Origin of the sequence: Ruegeria sp. YS9 (assembly GCF_024628725.1) — a bacterium.
Lineage (GTDB): Bacteria > Pseudomonadota > Alphaproteobacteria > Rhodobacterales > Rhodobacteraceae > Ruegeria > Ruegeria atlantica_C.
This window is the reverse complement of the sequence record NZ_CP102409.1, coordinates 2,986,661-3,005,432: the sequence shown is the minus strand read 5'-3', so window position 1 is coordinate 3,005,432 and position 18,772 is coordinate 2,986,661. Positions and strand designations below refer to the sequence as shown.

Here is an 18,772-nt window from a genome sequence, read left to right as displayed (position 1 = left end):
TCATGATCCTACGGCGGGGTATCACCCTGCGCGGATGCAAACAATCCTGAAGGGCCAAGGGGCCGCACGTTGTATTTGTTGATGACCCGCCCGCGCGCCGCCTCTGAAAGGTTCGTTGCGCAGTTGCCGACCCGCACCAGAACTCGGGTTCAGGTCATCTATTCCCCGATCATGGAAATCCGACCTTTGCCGGTTGCCGTTGAGACCGAGGGTGTGCAGGGATTGATTTTCACATCGGCCAATGCGGTGAACGCGGCGGTCTTGAAAGGTGTGGACCGCAACCTGCCCGCTTTCTGCGTCGGACCGACAACGACCAGTACCGCAAAAGGTTGCGGCTGGCAGGCCGAAATGGTCGGGGCCACGGCGGAAGAACTGGTGGGACATCTGCTCAAGCGGAGGCCCAAAAGCCCGCTGTTGCATTTGAGGGGTGAGAACACGCGCGGCAATGTTGCCGGTCGACTGACCGAATCCGGCCTGACGGTGCGGGAACTGCCGGTCTACCAGCAATTGCTGTTGCCGCTAACATCCGAAGCGACCCGGGTGGCAGATCTGGATTCGCCGGTGATCGCACCGCTTTTTTCGCCAAGAACGGCGCGACATTTTGCCGATTTTTGGACCGGATCCGCGCCTTTGTGGTTGGCCGCAATTAGTCAGGCTACGGCGGATCCCCTTTATTCATTGGACTATGCGCGCCTGAAGATCGCAAAGAAGCCGACACCAAAGAAAATGCGTAAGGCTGTCAAAAAGCTTGTGAAACATGCGTTGCGGGTTGAGGGTGGCGCGGTCCCCGATTAACTTAACCAGGGCTGTTATTCATCTGAATTTGGATTCGATAAGGGGAATATTGCGGTGGCTGGTAAGAAAAAGTCCGAAGAAAAGCCGGTGGAGACCCCCAAGGCAGATGACGCCGTCGAACCCGAACTGCAACAGGACGATGCGACTGTTGACCCGACTGAGACCGTAGAAGAAGAACTTTCCGAAGCCGAAGCCGAAGCCGAAGCCGAAGCCGAAGCCGAAGCCGAAGCCGAAGCCGAAGCCGAAGCCGAAGCCGAAGCCGAAGCCGAAGCCGAAGCCGAAGCCGAAGCCGAAGCCGAAGCCGAAGCCGAAGCCGAAGCCGAAGCCGAAGCCGAAGCCGAAGCCGAAGCCGAAGCCGAAGCCGAAGCCGAAGCCGAAGCCGAAGCGTTGACTGAAGATACTGCCCCGGTCGAAGAAAAAGTGGTCGAGCGTGTTGTTGAAAAGCGTGGCGGATTTGTTCCCGCTTTGCTGGGCGGTGCCATTGCAGCCGCTGTCGGGTTTGCGCTGGGCAATGGCGGGCTGTTGTCAACGGGCTCGGACAGTTCGGATACCTTGGCGGCGTTGGAATCCAAACTGGCAGACCAATCCGACCAGATTGCCAAGCTGTCGCAAGAGCTTGCAAACAGTCCGGATGTTGCCGGTTTGACGGATCAGGTCAATGCGCTTTCCGACAAACTGGCACCCGTGGAAAGTGACCTGAGTGCGATCAAATCCACTGTGGAAACGCTGTCAGGCCAGATCGGACCATTGTCAGAGCGCATCGCGACGCTTGAGAAAACCCCGATCGAATCCAACGTGTCGCCCGAATCCATGGCCGCCTTCGAAGCTGAGCTGAAGAAGCTTCAGGACTCGCTGGCCTCGCAACGGGCCGAGGTTGAAAAAATGGTTTCCGACGCCCAGGCGCTGGAGGCAAAAGCATCAGCCGACGCGCAGGCCGCGGCCAATGCCGCCGTTCTGTCCCGCTTGCATGGGCAACTGGATGCGGGTCAGCCCTATTCCGATCTGGTTGCAGAACTGAAAGCAGGCGGTGTGGATGTGCCGGATGCCCTGTCCGGGCCGGCTGAGAAGGGCGTTGAAACACTCTCTTCTCTGCGCGACAGTTTCGCGCCTGCGGCCCGAACCGCGCTGGCCGAAGCCCGTGAAGCCGACAAGGACACTGGCCTGATCGCATTCCTGCAACGTCAAACGGGCGCGCGCTCGGTCACGCCCCAGGAAGGGGATGGGCCAGATGCCGTCCTGTCTCGTGCGCAGGCTGCGCTTGCGGACGGAGACCTGGCCAAAGCCTTGAGCGAACTGAAATCACTTCCCGAGGCGGCCCGGGCTGCAATGGCCGATTGGGAACAGGCGGCCCAAACACGGGTCGCCGCCGTCGATGCGGCGAATACACTGGCTTCCAGCCTGAACTCGAACTGAAGGACCTGCCATGCTGTGGTCACTGTTTAAGATCCTTGTTTTTGTTGCGATTATCGGCCTGCTGGCGCTGGGCGGTCACTTCCTGATGCAAACCAGTGGCGGGGTTCAGATCACCGTCGCGGGCACGGAATTCACGCTGGGGCCGCTTCAGTCAGTGATCGCGCTGGGTGTGTTGGTTTTTGCGGTCTGGCTGTTTTTCAAGTTGCTCAGCCTGCTGATCGCAACGCTGAAATTCCTGAACGGTGACGAAACTGCCTTGTCCCGGTACTTTGACCGCAATCGCGAGCAAAAGGGATATCAGGCGCTGGCTGATGGCTTGATGGCGCTGGCCTCGGGCGAAGGGCGCGTGGCGATGACCAAAGCCACCAAGGCCGAAAAACTGCTGAACAAGCCTGAGCTGACTGATCTGTTGGTGGCACAGGCCGCCGAGATGACCGGTGACACGAAAAAGGCATCGGACACTTATAAAAAACTGGTGACCAACAACGCGACCCGGTTCGTCGGCGTACGCGGGATCATGAAGCAGAAGCTGGCCGAAGGTGATGATGAAACGGCCCGCAAACTGGCCGAGAAGGCCCTTGCGATCAAACCGCGTCATGAAGAAACGCAGGACGTGCTGCTGAACCTGCAAACCAAGGCGCAGGATTGGGCCGGGGCGCGTTCGACCCTGACGGCCAAGTTGAAGGCCGGGTATTTGCCGCGCGATGTCTTCAAACGGCGCGATGCTGTTCTGGCCTTGTCCGAAGCCAAAGGCATTCTGGACGAAGGTGCGACCGTCGAACAGCAGGAGCGCGCGATTGAAGCCAATCGCCTGTCACCTGATCTGGTGCCTGCCGCCGCCATGGCAGCGCGCGCGTATATCGCCAAAGGCAAACCCCGGGCCGCGACCAAGATTTTGAAAAAAGCATGGGAGGCTCAGCCGCATCCGGATCTGGCCCATGCCTTTGCCGAAATCGTGCCGGATGAAACTCCCGAGCAACGTATCAAGAGGTTCACGGCGCTGACCCGCATTCACCCCGAGAATTTGGAAACGCGTCTGATTCTGGCCGAATTGAACATTGTGGCCGAGGATTTCCCCGAAGCCCGCCGTGCGTTGGGGGATGTGGTCGAAAAGCAGGGCGATGCGCGCGCTTATACGTTGATGGCCGCTATCGAACGGGGCGAGGGGGCCTCGGACGCGGTTGTGCAAGGCTGGTTGGCCAAGGCGCTGAATGCGCCGCGTGGTCCGCAATGGGTGTGCACCAACTGCCATGATATCCAACCTGAATGGGGACCGGTCTGCCAGAACTGCGGCAGCTTCGACACGCTTAGCTGGCAAACGCCGCAAACACCCGAAATCGCAAGCGCGACAGGCGTACATATGTTGCCTTTGATCGTTGGAGCGCTTGAAGATCAAACCGAAGAGCCAGACGTCATGGAGCCTGCGGACGAGGACGATGTGGTCGAAGTGACACCTGAGTCGGCAGAGGTGGCAGAGGAAGCCGAGGTTTACAAACAGGCCTGAGCCACGCAACGCCCGCTTTGCAGCCGGCCTGTTCCTCTGCGTTCCGAGGGTCAGGCTTTTCTGGGCAAAACACATGATCCGCCACAGCGGTGCCATTGATCGTGTTGGTGCCCCTTCGGTGGTCTGTCGCGGTTTTCGGCCCAGATCCTGACGGTACATGCTTTTGTTCGCGGTCAGCGCCTCTGGCTGCGCTGTTTGCTCGTCCTCTTTCGCCTCGTCGTCCCTGCGTAGGGTTGATACACCTCTTCCCAGAAATGGGTTTCCGCCGTTACAACCACCCACTTGTCCGTTGGCGGGACGTCCACGACTCCGAACATGATCACATCTCTGACCAGTCCGCCGTGATTTCGCTGGTTATATGCTGACTTCGTCAACTCCAGCCCAAGTAGGTCAAGTGAAAGACGGCCGCGGGTCGGGCCGAAGCTTTGTATCCGCGTCAGCTCGATTGCTTCCTTCAAGCATGTTTTTGCCTGGTTCCATTCATTGAGATTGATGTGATGCCGTGCTTTTTGGTGAAGCCAAACCGGACGCCAGCGGTCCGAAGGGTCAAGCTCTTTCGCCTCACCCAGCAGCTTGTCGACGCGTGTCCTGTCGCCCTTCTGACGAGCCGCTTCAAGCGCGTCGCGGAACCAGACGCCTTCCAGCGCAGTCCCCTTTGCGATTGTCGCGAGTCGGTTCGTCGAGGCGGCTCGGATCACGCCAGGAACGTTGGTATCCTGCGCAAGATTGTTCAGAAACCAAAGGCGCGTTTCCTTTTCGATTTCTTCCACGGCAGCCTGATGCTCCAGTCTTTCACAATGCCGCTGGTGATCCTGAAATTCGGCCACGACGTTTTTAAATGACCGGTATTCGCGTTCGACAATTTTCCTGAACTCGTCGCGATCCCCGGAGCCGGGGAGGTAAGCCTGTAGTCGATCACCGTCTTGTATCTCGGAGAAGCGTCGGCTCAGGCGTTCACAGATGCCCGTGCGTGCTGCATCCGGATACCGAAAATTCGAGGGTAAGATCGTCGCAAACGCACTCACCATCCAAGGAACGCAAGCCTTCAGTTTGGCCTCGAAATGCTGGTCCTGAGCCCCTGTTTCGTGCCCGGCCGTGCTGCGATAGGCTTCCAGTGTCAGGTTGTAGACCAGCTTGAAGATGTGAGTCAGTTCCAGAACGCGGTTTTCACGGGGATCGGCGCATGTGGGCTGAACATCCGGGCAAAGCAGTTTGAGAAGGCGCAAGTAACCGTCCTGCATCGCGCGCGCGAACAACAACATTTGGCGAATGGTCTTCATGCTGGGCCGCGCAAAGCGCCGACTTACAAGAAAGGTAAATCTTGCTTTCTCGTCCTCGGGCGGATGCCCATCGAGGGCGCGGCTCAGGGCGTCTTCTGAAATGTCCAGGTCAAAACGCAGCCGTGGGATGGAAAGATTTCGGGCCTGAATGAAATCCCGGGCCGATTGGTAGTTGTATTCCAGATCTTCGCCCTTGTCGTATTCCCAACATCCGGAAAACGGTAGCCGGGATTTCGGGTTTGGTCCTGTATCCCCGGACTCGGCCAACCTGTCCGGAAATGTGCGTTTGATACTGTCCTGGTCAGGAAGAGCTATGCCTTGTTGCCAGCGGTAAAGCGCCCGTGCGATTTTTGCTTTGGGGTCTTTGTCCGGGTTGCAGATTCCATTTTCGATCTGATCTTCCGCCAATCGAACGGCGTAACCCTCAACTGACAGACCGATCAGATCGAAAGCCCAATTCAAAACCTGTTGAACCGGAAGCTGAAGCCTTGATGGGTCCGCGGGATCCGGTTCCGGCAAAAACCAAAACCGCCCGTCCGGCAAACCGTCATCCGAACGGTCGTCGATCATCCAGAATGCGGCCCGTCGGGCAGCGCCTGGCACGTACAGGTGAATCAAAAGCTCCCAGACAATATGTTGGATCGGCGCGTCGAATGTCCAAAGCTCCTGCTCGATCTGCCAAAAGGACATTACCACTTCCCAGATATTTTGTTCGGCATCCCGGACTGCGCTCTCATCAAACTCAAGAGCAACGCAGAGCTCTCTACAACTTCTACGGTGCTCTTTTTCGATCTGCTTCATCGAAAGCTCTCGCCGAAGAAGGCGCGTTTTTTCTCGCTTGCCCATTACCGAGCCAAAGAAAGACCGGGACAGTTCGACAAAGATGGCTTCCGGAGGAGGTACAAGTGCCAAGAGAACCCTCATAATCAGTGTAACCGCTTGACAATAAATATTATAATGAAGGGGGGCAACGCCGGGAAATTGGTTTGCACGTTTTGTGTCAGATATTTTGAATCGCGCCGGTGGCAGGTTCGAATCATGTAATGAACATGGAGAACCAAACATGGAAACTTCCCTGAAAAACAGCATCGACCAACTGGTCATCAATTGGCACGTCAACGAAGCTTGTAACTACCGATGCGTGTATTGCTATGCCAAGTGGGAACGACCGTCTTCAGCGCGCGACGTGATCCGCCAGCCGGACAACACAGCCAAATTGCTGCGGTCGCTCTGGGCTTTTTTCGATCCTGCGAATTTGAAAAACCCTTTGAATGGCACTTTGACTTGGCGGCGTGTCCGTCTCAATTTTGCTGGCGGTGAGCCATTGTTGTGCCGCGCTGACCTGATCCGTGCCGTTGAGATGGCCGCCCAAATCGGGTTTGATGTTTCGATCATTACCAACGGCAGCAGGCTTGATGCGGAAACCATGTCTGCCCTGGCGCCGCATCTCGATTGGCTGGGAGTAAGCCTGGACGCGGCTGACATGCGCACGAACAAGGCGATCGGCCGCGAAGACCGTCGCGCTCGGCAGTTGGATCTGGAGGCTTTGAGGGACAGCGTCGCAATGGCGCGCTCAGACAACCCTGACCTGAAGCTGAAGATCAATACGGTCGTGAATTCTCAGAACCATGAGGCGGACTTGGCTCGAGTCATTGCGCGATTGGCACCCCACAAGTGGAAGATCCTCCGGGCGCTTCCGATGACAACCACGGCCGGCATGGTGACGGATAAGCAGTTCCGGGCCTTTGTGCACAGGCACCGCTCGTTGAAGGACATCATCCGCGTTGAAGACAACGCAGACATGCTGGGGTCGTACCTGATGATCGATCCGAAGGGCCGTTTTTACCAGAACCACAATGATACCCTGAAGGAAGGGTACCGATACAGCAGACCCATACTGGATGCTGGTCCGGGTGCTGCCTTGGAGTCTGTCGGATTCTCGGCGCTCGGTTTCGCCGACCGTTACCGATGAGCTTTTCGACGCAGAAGTATTGCGGCGATAAAGACGTAAGCAAAGTGATCGGGAAGCTTCCGGAGGCCGGCTGGGCCTGCAAACGCGGCCGGGTTCATGAGAGGCAATATGCGCGTTCTGCTTGAGAAGCTATCCCGGCAGATAACGGCAGATGTGATGCGTTGGCTATCTTGTCAGCCCGTCAGCAGCGACCAAGCTGCTGAATCTGCGCGTATATGATGGGTTGGCACTGACACCACAGCAAAGGCGGGTTTGTCCGGTTTTACCGCCCTTCGAACCGGATCGACCCGCCTGAACCGTCAGATGAATGCTTCGAGCCCATGACGGAAGTGCTGTGGCGCCACCTTTGGCCGACACAGAACTCTATCCATCGACGTCCCGCACCGTCGTGCCGCCTCCAAATCGGTTGATCTTTCGGCTCGGGCACTCAAAGAGCACCCGCTCGCGCCAGGTGCGTTGGCAAGACCTGGGCCGTCGACTGAAGGCCAGAAATTCAATCAATTGTAATCGCGCATTTCGTATCGTATCCAAAGAGCATTATTCCAGTTACTGGGCAGCGGACATGAAAGACCTGTATAAGAGCTTCAACGAACTGACCGATGCCGAATGGCTTCAGCTATGGCTGGATAAAGCCGAAAACAAAGGCGGCGAGCTTGCAGGCGCTCTGCCCGAGTTTCCTCCAAATGATATTCAAGTCGAATATGTCGGAAGCGCGCTTTCCAGTGCAATCAGAGAAGCGCATGGTTTTTACGTGCACGCAAAGCAGATGTTTTCAACGCACGGCGAAAACCCCAGCAAGGACGATTGCTTTTTGGATTTCGGATGTGGTTGGGGACGGTATATTCGTCTGTTTTCCAAAGATTATCCCAACCGATCAATATTCGCCGCTGATGTAAATGCCGACATCATTGATGAGTGCCGGAAAAGAGATCTGCCAGGCGAGTTCATGCATATTTCCCCATTGGGCGCGTTTTCCCTGCCCGATGGCAAGATTTCGTCTGCAATGGCGTATTCAGTTTTCACGCATCTGCCAGAGGATGTTCATTTGCATTGGCGTACCGAGCTCGCGCGCGTTACCAAACCCGGCGCTGTGCTGGTGATCACGGTCCAGCCGAGGCGGTTCCTGAGATACATTGAAAATCGCGGACGCGAGATATTGGGTCCGAAAATATTTGGAAGCAGAATTGGTTTGCTTCGTCACTTCCAACTTGGAAAACGAAGAGGTTCGAACGCTTGGCACAAGCTGCTTGCAGAGTCCGCAGATAGGGTGCCCGAGTTTGCCGCGCGTTATGACAGCGGCGAACTGGTCTTCATGGAAGGCACAGATGGCAACAAGACTTACGGCGATACGATCGTGCCAGTTTCCTATATTGAAGAGAACTGGGCCCCGGACTTCAAAGTCGTTGACGTCATAGATGACAAATCCAGGTTTGCTCAGTCGGTCATCACGCTCAAACGGATTTGAACACCAAGCAATTCATGCAGGTTGTTAATCCGGACAAAGCAGTCAGATCCCGGGTTGCAGCGTTCAACGCGTGCGCAAAAGCGCTTGTCTAGAAAAACAATCTTCGGCCTTGCCTCGCGTTGCAGGCATTTACCCAGGCTTCGTGAACGAAAAACCGGCTGCTGGTGCGGCAGGACGTTGCCATGCGTTCGGCAAAGTTCAAGATGACGATAGTTCCGGTGCCATAGTCCCGAGCCACTTGGCCTTGCCAATGCGAACAAGCCGACAGCATCCGCCAATTTGAATGGTTTTGGACTTGGCCATGCCTTTCGAATCCAAAGATCGGAAAGTGCCATTGGGGCATCAAGCTCGTGCTTTTTGGGGTGAAGCCCCAATCAAACCCTCTAGTGTCGTGTTTTCCGCGGGTGTGGAGCGTTCCACCACCTTCAGGGCGGTAATTGAGATTCGGTAAAACACTCAATGAAACAGAGCGTTCAAGGCCATCTATGTTCGGATGAATGGTGCCCAGGAGAGGACTCGAACCTCCACGTCCATACGGACACTAGCACCTGAAGCTAGCGCGTCTACCAATTCCGCCACCTGGGCAGGTGTCGTGGAGGGGCGTTTAAGCCTAGTCGTGGGGGGCGTCAACCAGATTCGGTGAGATTTTTTGAAGTTTTTTTATTTCGGTTCCCGGCCGGTGTTTTCAGCCCATGATTTTCAACACTGTCGCGGCGAATTAGCGCCTTGTTTGCCTAGCCTGCGGGCGCTAGTTCTAGGGCGCAATTTCTCAGCAGGAGCCCTCTCATGTCGAAACTGGTGACGATTTTTGGCGGATCGGGATTTGTCGGTCGCTACATCGCGCGGCGCATGGCGAGAGAGGGTTGGCGTGTCCGGGTAGCCGTACGTCGCCCGAACGAGGCCATGTTCGTCAAACCCTATGGTGCCGTGGGTCAGGTCGAACCGGTGCTGTGCAATATCCGGGATGATGCCTCGGTGGCGCTGGCGATGCAGAGCGCCGATGCGGTTGTGAACTGCGTGGGTGTGCTGAACGAGCTTGGCAAGAACGGTTTTGATACCGTACAGGCCGAAGGAGCTGAACGCATCGCGCGTTTGGCGGCCGAGCAGGGCATCAAACGGATGGTACATATCTCGGCCATCGGTGCAGATGCGAATTCAGCCAGCGCGTATTCCCGGACCAAAGCACATGGCGAAGCGGGCGTTTTGAAGCATATGCCAAATGCCGTGATCCTGCGTCCTTCGGTGATTTTTGGCACCGAAGACCAGTTCTTCAACCGTTTCGCCGGAATGACCCGCCTGGGGCCGTTCCTGCCTTTGGTCGGGGCCGAGACAAATTTCCAGCCGGTTTATGTAGACGATGTGGCGCAGGCTGCCGTCAAAGGTGTTCTGGGACAGGCAGAGCCGGGTATCTACGAGCTTGGCGGCCCCGAGGTGAAAACCTTCCGCGCCCTGATGCAGCAAATGCTTGAAGTGATTCACCGTCGCCGCGTCATCATCGGTCTGCCGTTCTTTGTTGCCCGGATCATGGCCGGTGTGCTGGACATGGTTAAGTTTGTCAGCTTCCAGCTGTTCCCCAACAACATTTTGACCCGCGACCAGCTCAAGAACCTGCGCCATGACAATGTTGTCGCCGAGGGTGCCAAGTCATTTGCAGATCTTGGGATTGAACCGACCACGCTGGAATCGGTGCTGCCGGAATACCTGTGGAAGTTCCGCCCCTCGGGTCAGTATGACGACATTCAGAACTCGGCCAAAAACCTGCGCATCTGATCAGCTGTAGGCCATGATCAAAAGTATCACGCCTAGAATGACACGGTAGATGACGTAGGGTGTGAAGCTGACGCTGCGCAGAAGCCGCATCATCAGGCTGAGCGCCAGCAGGGCCGAAAGAAAGGCAAACAGTGCCGCAATGGCCCCATCCCGGGCCAGTTGCATATCGGCCTCGCGCACGGCATCCAATGCCAGCAGAGTGCCCGACGCCAGAATCGTCGGGATCGACATCAGCATGGCAATCCGCGCGCCGTCTTCACGGGTGTATCCCAATTGCCGCGCGCCGGTTATGGTTATCCCGGAACGGGACGTGCCAGGGATCAGGGCAAGAACCTGCCACAGACCCATGATGAGCGCGTCGCGTATTCCCCAGTTTTCGGCCCCTTTGGTTTCAGGAGCCTTCTGATCCACCCAATACAGCAGCAGACCGAAACCCAGCATTGTCCATCCGATGACCGTGATCGAGCGCATGGCCTGGCTCAACCCGGTGACATGCAGAATGAGGCCCGCGATCACGGTAGGAACAGTTGCAACGATCAGGCCCAGAGCAAGCCGGGCCTGCGGTGTATCCGCGCGTCCGGTCAGCGCGCGCGGCAACCCGGCAACGGCCTGTTTTACATCCGGCCAGAAATACAGCACCACGGCGCCCAGGGTTCCCACATGCACCGCGACATCAATGGCTTGACCCTGGTCCTGCAACCCCGACAGGTTGGGCAGCAGGATCAGGTGACCGGATGAAGATATGGGCAAAAACTCAGTGATTCCCTGAATGATTGCTACGAGAATCAGGTGAAACAAACTCATCTGCCCTGCCGTGCTGCTGCCACGTGTTCTTTGTGGGTTATGGGTATAAGGGCGATGGAAAAAAGGAAAGCGCGCATATAGGTCCGAAGCGGATCTAAAATTTCCAATTATTTTCCCTTTTTCTTAAAGACGCGCTGCATTTTTTCAATTTAGGTCAGTGCAATTGACTTTTCATCCAAAAGCTCATCCCGTAAAGAAACGGAACCTAGCCAATTCATGGAGTCTGACCCGTGGCCAAGCAACCGATGCTGAAATTTGTGCAGATCGACCGCGTCATGCCGGAAAAGCGTGCTGCCAATGACCGCAAGGACGACTTTGACGAGATCTATTCCGAGTTCGCCGCTGAAAAAGCAGCCGAACAGGCGAGTCGGTGCAGCCAATGCGGTGTTCCTTACTGCCAGTCGCATTGCCCGTTGCACAACAATATTCCCGACTGGTTGCGCCTGACTGCGACCGGACGTCTGGAAGAAGCCTATCAGGTAAGCCAGGCCACCAATACCTTCCCCGAGATCTGCGGGCGCATCTGTCCACAGGACCGCCTGTGCGAGGGCAACTGCGTGATCGAACAGTCGGGCCATGGAACGGTCACGATTGGTTCGATCGAGAAATACATAACGGATACCGCATGGGAAAAAGGCTGGGTCCAGCCGGTCGCTCCATCAGCCGAGCGCGCTGAAAGCGTGGGTATCATTGGTGCAGGCCCCGGTGGATTGGCCGCCGCGGATATGCTGCGCCAGGCTGGTATCCAGGTCACGGTATACGACCGTTATGACCGGGCCGGTGGTCTGCTGATGTATGGCATTCCGGGTTTCAAGCTGGAAAAAGACGTTGTTCAGCGCCGCAATGACCTGCTGGCAGATGGTGGGGTCGAGTTTGTTCTGAACTGCGACGTGGACGCGGCCAAGTTCCAGGAAATCAGGGCCAGGCATGATGCCGTTATCATTGCGACCGGTGTCTACAAGTCGCGCGACCTGGCAATGCCGGGCAGCGGTCTGGCCGGGATCGAGAAGGCAATCGACTTCCTGACGGCCTCGAACCGAAAGAGCTTTGGCGACGAGGTCGAAGAATTCGACAACGGTCGCTTGAACGCCGACGGCAAGAAAGTTGTCGTGATTGGCGGCGGTGACACCGCGATGGATTGCGTCCGCACTTCGATCCGCCAGGGCGCGACTTCTGTCAAATGTCTGTATCGCCGGGACCGGGCCAACATGCCGGGATCACAGCGCGAAACCCAGAACGCCGAAGAAGAAGGTGTGATCTTCGAATGGCTCAGCGCACCCAAAGGGTTCACGGGTGAAGACACGGTCAAGGGTGTTATCGTTCAGAAGATGCGCCTGGGACAGCCAGACGCGTCCGGTCGTCAGGCCCCCGAAGTCATCGAGGGCGCGGACTATGTCGAAGAAGCCGATCTTGTGATCAAGGCGCTTGGATTCGAACCTGAAGACCTGCCCACGCTGTTTGGACAACCCGACCTGCCGGTCACCCGCTGGGGTACGATCAAGGCGGCGTTCCAAACCGGCGAGACCGAAATGGACGGAGTCTATGCAATCGGTGACATCGTGCGCGGTGCCTCGCTGGTGGTCTGGGCGATCCGGGACGGTCGTGACTGCGCTGATGCGATCATCGAACGCTTCAATGCAAAATCTGCCGTTGCGGCTGAATAATCCCGGCGACCAGGAGGGTTTGAAATGCCTGAATTGCAAGGCCAATGCATGTGTGGCGCGGTCACGGTGACGGCAACTCCGGCGCGGGATGCGCTTGGGGCGTGCCATTGCGACCAATGCCGCCGCTGGACCAGTTCCATGCTTGTGACGTTTCAGGCCGAAGAAGGCTATGCCGCGCTTGGCCCGGTCAAAACCTTCACTTCCTCTGACTGGGCCGAGCGCGCCTTTTGCGCCGATTGTGGCTCGGCGCTTTGGTATCGGATCACGCTTCCGGGCGAGATGCACGGCCAGACGCAAATGGCGGCCGGCCTGTTCGACAACGCCGCAGGCAATCCGCTGAAACTTGAACTTTACATCGACAAAAAGCCCCAGGGCTACGTGTTCGCAGGCGAACGCCGGCAGATGACCAAAGCCGAGGTCGAAGCCATGTATGCCCCCTCTGACGAAGGAGACAGCCAATGACCAAATATGATGCCGATTGGGTGCGGGCCGAAGAAGCCAAGCGCAAATGGATGGCTGAAAATGGTCTCTACTCCGAGGAGGAAGAGCATTCTTCCTGTGGCGTAGGTCTCGTTGTGTCCGTGGACGGGAAAGCGTCGCGCAAGGTTGTGGACGCCGGTATCGACGCACTCAAGGCGATCTGGCACCGCGGCGCGGTTGATGCGGACGGCAAGACCGGCGATGGCGCGGGCATTCACGTGCAGATTCCGGTGTCGTTTTTCTACGATCAGATCAGGCGCACAGGCCACGAGCCCAAGTTGGATGAACTGATCGCCGTTGGTCAGGTTTTCCTGCCGCGCACCGACTTTGGCGCACAGGAACAGTGTCGGACCATCGTGGAAACCGAAGTTCTGCGCATGGGCTATTACATCTACGGCTGGCGTCATGTGCCGGTCGATGTCACCTGCCTGGGTGAAAAAGCCAACGCCACCCGGCCCGAGATCGAGCAGATCCTGATCTCGAATTCCAAGGGCGTGGACGAAGAAACCTTCGAGCGCGAGCTCTATGTCATTCGTCGCCGTATTGAAAAGGCCGCCTCGGCTGCCGGTATTTCCGGGCTGTACCTGGCGTCGCTGTCCTGCCGTTCGATCATCTACAAGGGCATGATGCTGGCCGAGCAGGTTGCCGTCTTTTATCCGGATCTGATGGACGAACGGTTTGAATCCGCCTTCGCCATCTATCACCAGCGCTATTCCACCAACACTTTCCCGCAATGGTGGCTGGCGCAGCCCTTCCGCATGCTGGCGCATAATGGTGAGATCAACACGCTGAAAGGCAACATCAACTGGATGAAAAGCCACGAGATCCGCATGGCGTCCTCGACGTTTGGGGATTATGCCGAGGATATCAAACCGATCATCGCCGGAGGTTCGTCGGATTCGGCAGCATTGGACTCGGTTTTTGAGGTTCTGGTGCGCGCGGGCCGCTCGGCCCCGATGGCGAAAACCATGCTGGTTCCGGAAAGTTGGTCCAAGCAGGCGGTGGAACTGCCGCAGGCGTGGCGCGATATGTATTCCTACTGCAACTCGGTGATGGAGCCGTGGGACGGCCCTGCCGCACTGGCCATGACGGATGGCCGCTGGGTCTGCGCCGGGCTGGACCGTAACGGCCTGCGTCCGATGCGTTACGTCGTGACTGGCGATGGTCTTGTCATTGCAGGATCCGAGGCCGGCATGGTGCCGATTGATGAGTCCACAGTGACCGAAAAAGGCGCGCTGGGCCCCGGTCAGATGCTGGCCGTCGATATGAAAAAGGGCAAGCTGTACCGCGACAAGCAGATCAAGGACAAGCTGGCGAGCGCATTGCCGTTTGGCGAATGGGTCGGCAAGATCAACGATCTGGACGAGGCGTTGGCAGGCGTGACCGAAAAGCCGATTTTTTCGGGTGAAGATCTGCGCAAGCGCCAGATCGCGGCAGGCTATTCAGTCGAAGAGCTGGAGCAGATTCTTGCGCCCATGGCTGAAGATGGCAAAGAAGCGCTGGCGTCCATGGGTGACGATACGCCCTCGGCGGTTCTTTCCAAGCAATATCGCCCGCTCAGCCATTTCTTCCGGCAGAATTTCAGCCAGGTCACCAATCCGCCGATCGACAGTTTGCGCGAATACCGCGTCATGTCCTTGAAAACCCGGTTCGGGAACCTGAAGAACGTGCTGGATGAGGACAGCAGCCAGACCGAGATCATCGTTCTGGAAAGCCCCTTTGTCGGAAACGCACAATGGGATGAACTGGTTGGAAACCTCAATGCTCCGCTGGCCGAGATCGATTGCAGCTTTGAGCCCGGTCAAGGCGCGCTGAGCGCTGCTTTGGCCCGTGTCAGAGCCGAAGCTGAAGAGGCGGTACGGTCTGGCGCAGGGCATCTGGTGCTGACCGACATGAACTCGGGTGAAGATCGTGTGGCGATGCCGATGATCCTTGCCACCAGCGCAGTGCACTCGCACCTGACCCGTCAGGGCCTGCGGACGTTCTGTTCCTTGAACGTACGCTCGGCTGAATGTGTCGATCCGCATTACTTTGCGGTTCTGATCGGCTGTGGCGCGACCGTTGTGAACGCCTATCTGGCCGAAGACTCGCTGGCCGACCGGATCGAACGCGGGTTGCTGGATGGCACCCTGACCGAAAATGTTGCCCGCTATCGCGAGGCCATCGACCAGGGCCTGCTGAAGATCATGGCCAAGATGGGGATCTCGGTGATCTCGTCTTATCGCGGTGGCCTGAACTTCGAGGCTGTTGGACTGAGCCGCGCGATGGTGGCAGAGTATTTCCCAGGCATGACCAGCCGGATTTCCGGCATCGGCGTCACCGGCATTCAGGCAAAGGCCGAAGAAATCCATGCCAAGGGCTGGAACAGTGGTCTGGACGTTCTGCCCATCGGTGGTTTCTACAAGGCCCGCGCAACGGGCGAGACCCACGCGTGGCAAGCGACCTCGATGCACATGTTGCAGATGGCCTGCAACAAGGCGTCCTATGAGCTGTGGAAGCAGTATTCGGCCAAGATGCAATCGAACCCGCCGATCCATCTGCGCGACCTGATGGATTTCAAACCGTTGGGCAAGCCGGTGCCGATCGAAGAGGTGGAATCGATCACCTCGATCCGCAAGCGGTTCGTCACGCCGGGCATGTCGCTGGGCGCGCTCAGCCCCGAGGCGCACAAGACGCTGAACGTGGCGATGAACCGGATCGGTGCGAAGTCCGACAGCGGCGAGGGTGGCGAGGACCCGGCCCATTTCGTGCCCGAACCCAATGGCGACAACCCCTCGGCCAAGATCAAGCAGGTGGCCTCGGGCCGGTTCGGTGTGACCGCTGAATACCTCAACCAGTGCGAAGAGCTGGAAATCAAGGTAGCCCAAGGTGCGAAACCGGGCGAGGGCGGCCAGCTGCCGGGCATGAAGGTCACCGACCTGATCGCGCGTCTGCGGCACTCGACCAAGGGCGTGACGCTGATTTCTCCGCCGCCGCATCACGACATCTACTCGATCGAGGATCTGGCGCAGCTGATCTATGACCTGAAACAGATCAACCCGCGCTGCAAGGTGACGGTGAAACTGGTGGCGTCCTCGGGCGTTGGCACGATCGCCGCCGGCGTGGCCAAGGCCAAGGCCGACATCATCCTGATTTCGGGTCACAATGGCGGTACCGGCGCATCACCTGCGACCAGCATCAAATATGCCGGTCTGCCATGGGAGATGGGTCTGACCGAGGCGCATCAGGTTCTGGCGATGAACAACCTGCGCGACCGGGTGACACTGCGCACCGATGGCGGCCTGCGCACCGGGCGCGACATCGTCATGGCGGCGATGATGGGGGCCGAGGAATACGGCATCGGCACCGCCGCACTGATCGCCATGGGCTGTATCATGGTGCGTCAGTGCCAGTCGAACACCTGCCCCGTCGGCGTTTGCACGCAGGATGAATCCCTGCGCGCGAAGTTCACCGGCAACGCGGACAAGGTGGTGAACCTGATCACCTTCTACGCGCAGGAAGTGCGCGAGCTGCTGGCCAGCCTTGGCGCGCGTTCCGTGGATGAAATCATCGGTCGGGCCGACCTGCTGGCGCAGGTCAGCCGGGGTTCGGCACATTTGGATGATCTGGATCTCAACCCTTTGCTGATCACCGTCGATGGTGCCCATAATATCGTGTACAATCGTGACAGGGACAGGAATGCCGTGCCTGATACGCTGGATGCCGAGATCGTGCGCGATGCGGCGCGGTTCCTGAAGGATGGCGAGAAGATGCAGTTGTCATATGCCATCCAGAACACGCACCGCACCGTCGGAACCCGTGTTTCCAGCCACATTGTACAGAATTTCGGCATGCGGAACACGTTCCAGGATGACCACCTGCACGTGAAACTTCAGGGTTCGGCCGGCCAATCCCTGGGTGCTTTCGCGGCTCCGGGCCTCAAGCTGGAAGTGTCGGGGGATGCCAATGACTATGTCGGCAAGGGTCTGTCTGGCGGTACGATCGTTGTGCGCCCGCCGCAGGTCAGTCCGCTGAAGGCAGATGAAAACACGATCATCGGCAACACGGTTCTCTATGGTGCAACTGACGGCCATCTGTTCGCGGCTGGCCGCGCGGGTGAACGGTTTGCCGTGCGCAACTCGGGCGCCAAAGTTGTGGTTGAAGGGTGCGGCTCGAACGGCTGTGAGTACATGACCGGTGGTGTGGCCGTGATTCTTGGCGACATCGGGGCCAACTTCGGTGCCGGGATGACCGGTGGCATGGCATATCTTTATGATCCCGAAGGCAAGGCCGAAGCGTTGATGAACAAGGAAACGCTTGTGACCTGCCCCGTCACCGTGGACCATTGGGTGGATCAGTTGAAAGCCCTGATCATGCGTCACGCCGAGGAGACTTACAGCCGCAAGGCCGCGGATATTCTCCAGCATTGGGATGTGGAAAAGGGCAACTTCCTACAGGTTTGTCCCAAGGAAATGCTGAACAAGCTCAGCCACCCGCTGAGCGAAGAAGTCACGGCAGTTCCGGCGGAGTAACCCGAAATCCCATCAAAAAACCGGCCCCGCGTGCCATTTGCAGCACGCGGGGCCCCGACTTTTGAGCGGTTTCAGTGGGATTCTTGCCTGCTCTGCCGAATTTCGCCATGCTTTTTTCACCTTGTAGTGATAGCCATGGCCTGTTTCGGTTTCCAATGGTGACAGAGTAGGGGCAACAGGATGCCAACGACATATCGCGATCAGTTCTTCACCTTTGATCCCGCAAACCCACCGCCAGGGGGAACCGCCGTCACTGTCAGCAGTTTAAACCTGACTGACGTGAATGATGACAATCTTATTGACGCGCCCAGTGGCGATACGGTCAACGGACAAGACGTAACAAATTCCTGGCCGGGGGATACTGTTACGATCAACGTGTCAGGCGTCGGGAACGTGACCTATACAGGAACCACTTTCTACCTGGCCGATGGATCACGGGTTTTCACCCCCACAGACAACCAGGTGCTTCAGCCTGGAACGCTGGTATCGACCACTTTTGTCAATACATCGGGCCCCCTGAATGTCGGAAATCTGGGACCGCCGTGTTTTACGGCAGGGACCATGATCGCGACACCGGAAGGTGAGCGCGCGGTTGAGGATTTGAAGGCTGGTGATCTGGTCATCACGGTGGATCACGGACCACAACCCTTGATCTGGATCGGGTCTACAACCGTCGCAGCCGAAGGCAAACTGGCCCCAATCCGTTTCGATGCGGGGGTGTTCGGTCTGGATCGCCCCTTGCTGGTTTCACCGCAGCACCGGATGCTGATCGAAGACTGGCAGGCGTCCTATCTGTTCGGCCATACCGAAGCTCTGGTTCCGGCGCATACCCTGGTCAACGATGACACGGTGACACGGGTCGAGGGCGGTGAGGTTGAATATTTCCACCTCTTGTTCAAACAACATGAGATCGTCATCGCCAACGGAGCGAAAAGCGAAAGCTATTATCCCGGACACGCGTTGTCGGCCTCGGATCGTGAAACGCAAAGCGAAGTTCTGCACTTGTTTCCCGAATTGACTGGGCTTGATCCGATGTCGCTGAAAACCGCGCGCCCGATCGTTCATCCGCGCGAGGCGCGTGTTTTCGCGATTTAGGCCGTTTCAAACCGGAACC

The 18,772-nt window shown here is 57.6% G+C and carries 13 protein-coding genes and 1 tRNA gene; 10 read left to right on the top strand and 4 right to left on the bottom strand.

What is annotated here, in order from left to right; all coding sequences use genetic code 11:
* The first annotated feature begins 81 nt into the window (after positions 1–81).
* From NOR97_RS15190 to NOR97_RS15180, 3 genes are read left to right on the top strand one after another with little or no spacing between them, the layout of a single operon-like run.
* Entirely contained in the window at positions 82–795 is a 714-nt protein-coding gene (locus tag NOR97_RS15190; protein ID WP_257599659.1) for a uroporphyrinogen-III synthase, read from the top strand.
* A gap of 54 nt (positions 796–849) precedes the next feature.
* A complete protein-coding gene (locus NOR97_RS15185) occupies positions 850–2,208 on the top strand; it encodes a COG4223 family protein (protein WP_257599658.1) in 1,359 nt (452 codons plus the stop codon).
* Between the two features lie 10 nt (positions 2,209–2,218).
* Positions 2,219–3,712: a heme biosynthesis protein HemY gene (locus NOR97_RS15180; protein ID WP_257599657.1), complete on the top strand. Its 1,494-nt coding sequence runs from the start codon at positions 2,219–2,221 to the stop codon at positions 3,710–3,712.
* 173 nt (positions 3,713–3,885) lie between these two features.
* On the opposite strand, the gene NOR97_RS15175 is transcribed toward NOR97_RS15180, so the two are convergent.
* Entirely contained in the window at positions 3,886–5,904 is a 2,019-nt protein-coding gene (locus NOR97_RS15175) for a hypothetical protein (RefSeq protein ID WP_257599656.1), read from the bottom strand.
* Positions 5,905–6,055: 151 nt separating this feature from the next.
* Here NOR97_RS15175 and NOR97_RS15170 point away from each other — a divergent pair, with 151 nt between their 5' ends.
* Both NOR97_RS15170 and NOR97_RS15165 read left to right on the top strand, forming a co-directional pair.
* The gene (locus tag NOR97_RS15170) at positions 6,056–6,964 is read left to right on the top strand and encodes a viperin family antiviral radical SAM protein (protein ID WP_257599655.1); all 909 of its coding nucleotides are present in this window, start codon (positions 6,056–6,058) and stop codon (positions 6,962–6,964) included.
* 562 nt (positions 6,965–7,526) lie between these two features.
* Complete coding sequence (locus NOR97_RS15165; protein ID WP_257599654.1) at positions 7,527–8,429, top strand: class I SAM-dependent methyltransferase; 903 nt, start codon at positions 7,527–7,529, stop codon at positions 8,427–8,429.
* Here the strand turns inward: NOR97_RS15165 and NOR97_RS15160 are convergent.
* Together NOR97_RS15160 and NOR97_RS15155 are read right to left on the bottom strand one after the other, a co-directional pair.
* Positions 8,399–8,764, bottom strand: coding sequence for an Arm DNA-binding domain-containing protein (locus tag NOR97_RS15160; RefSeq protein WP_257599653.1), 366 nt, complete (start codon positions 8,762–8,764; stop codon positions 8,399–8,401). The two genes, NOR97_RS15165 and NOR97_RS15160, sit on opposite strands and share 31 nt — an antisense overlap.
* A gap of 163 nt (positions 8,765–8,927) precedes the next feature.
* A tRNA-Leu gene (locus NOR97_RS15155) sits at positions 8,928–9,014 on the bottom strand.
* Positions 9,015–9,215: 201 nt separating this feature from the next.
* Here NOR97_RS15155 and NOR97_RS15150 point away from each other — a divergent pair.
* Positions 9,216–10,199 carry a complex I NDUFA9 subunit family protein gene (locus NOR97_RS15150; protein WP_257599652.1) on the top strand — a complete coding sequence of 328 codons (984 nt, stop codon included), beginning with the start codon at positions 9,216–9,218 and terminating at the stop codon, positions 10,197–10,199.
* Here the strand turns inward: NOR97_RS15150 and NOR97_RS15145 are convergent, their stop codons facing one another.
* Positions 10,200–11,003, bottom strand: coding sequence for an undecaprenyl-diphosphate phosphatase (locus NOR97_RS15145; RefSeq protein WP_170345933.1), 804 nt, complete (start codon positions 11,001–11,003; stop codon positions 10,200–10,202).
* Positions 11,004–11,233: 230 nt separating this feature from the next.
* Here NOR97_RS15145 and NOR97_RS15140 point away from each other — a divergent pair, with 230 nt between their 5' ends.
* From NOR97_RS15140 to NOR97_RS15125, 4 genes are all read left to right on the top strand, one after another.
* Positions 11,234–12,667 carry an NAD(P)-dependent oxidoreductase gene (locus tag NOR97_RS15140; protein ID WP_257599649.1) on the top strand — a complete coding sequence of 478 codons (1,434 nt, stop codon included), beginning with the start codon at positions 11,234–11,236 and terminating at the stop codon, positions 12,665–12,667.
* A gap of 24 nt (positions 12,668–12,691) precedes the next feature.
* A complete protein-coding gene (locus NOR97_RS15135) occupies positions 12,692–13,129 on the top strand; it encodes a GFA family protein (RefSeq protein ID WP_257599648.1) in 438 nt (145 codons plus the stop codon).
* Positions 13,126–17,658, top strand: coding sequence for a glutamate synthase large subunit (gene gltB / locus NOR97_RS15130; RefSeq protein WP_257599647.1), 4,533 nt, complete (start codon positions 13,126–13,128; stop codon positions 17,656–17,658). The genes NOR97_RS15135 and gltB overlap by 4 nt, the downstream gene beginning before the upstream one ends.
* Positions 17,659–17,838: 180 nt before the next feature.
* A complete protein-coding gene (locus NOR97_RS15125; RefSeq protein WP_257599645.1) occupies positions 17,839–18,753 on the top strand; it encodes a Hint domain-containing protein in 915 nt (304 codons plus the stop codon).
* Positions 18,754–18,772: the final 19 nt, after the last annotated feature.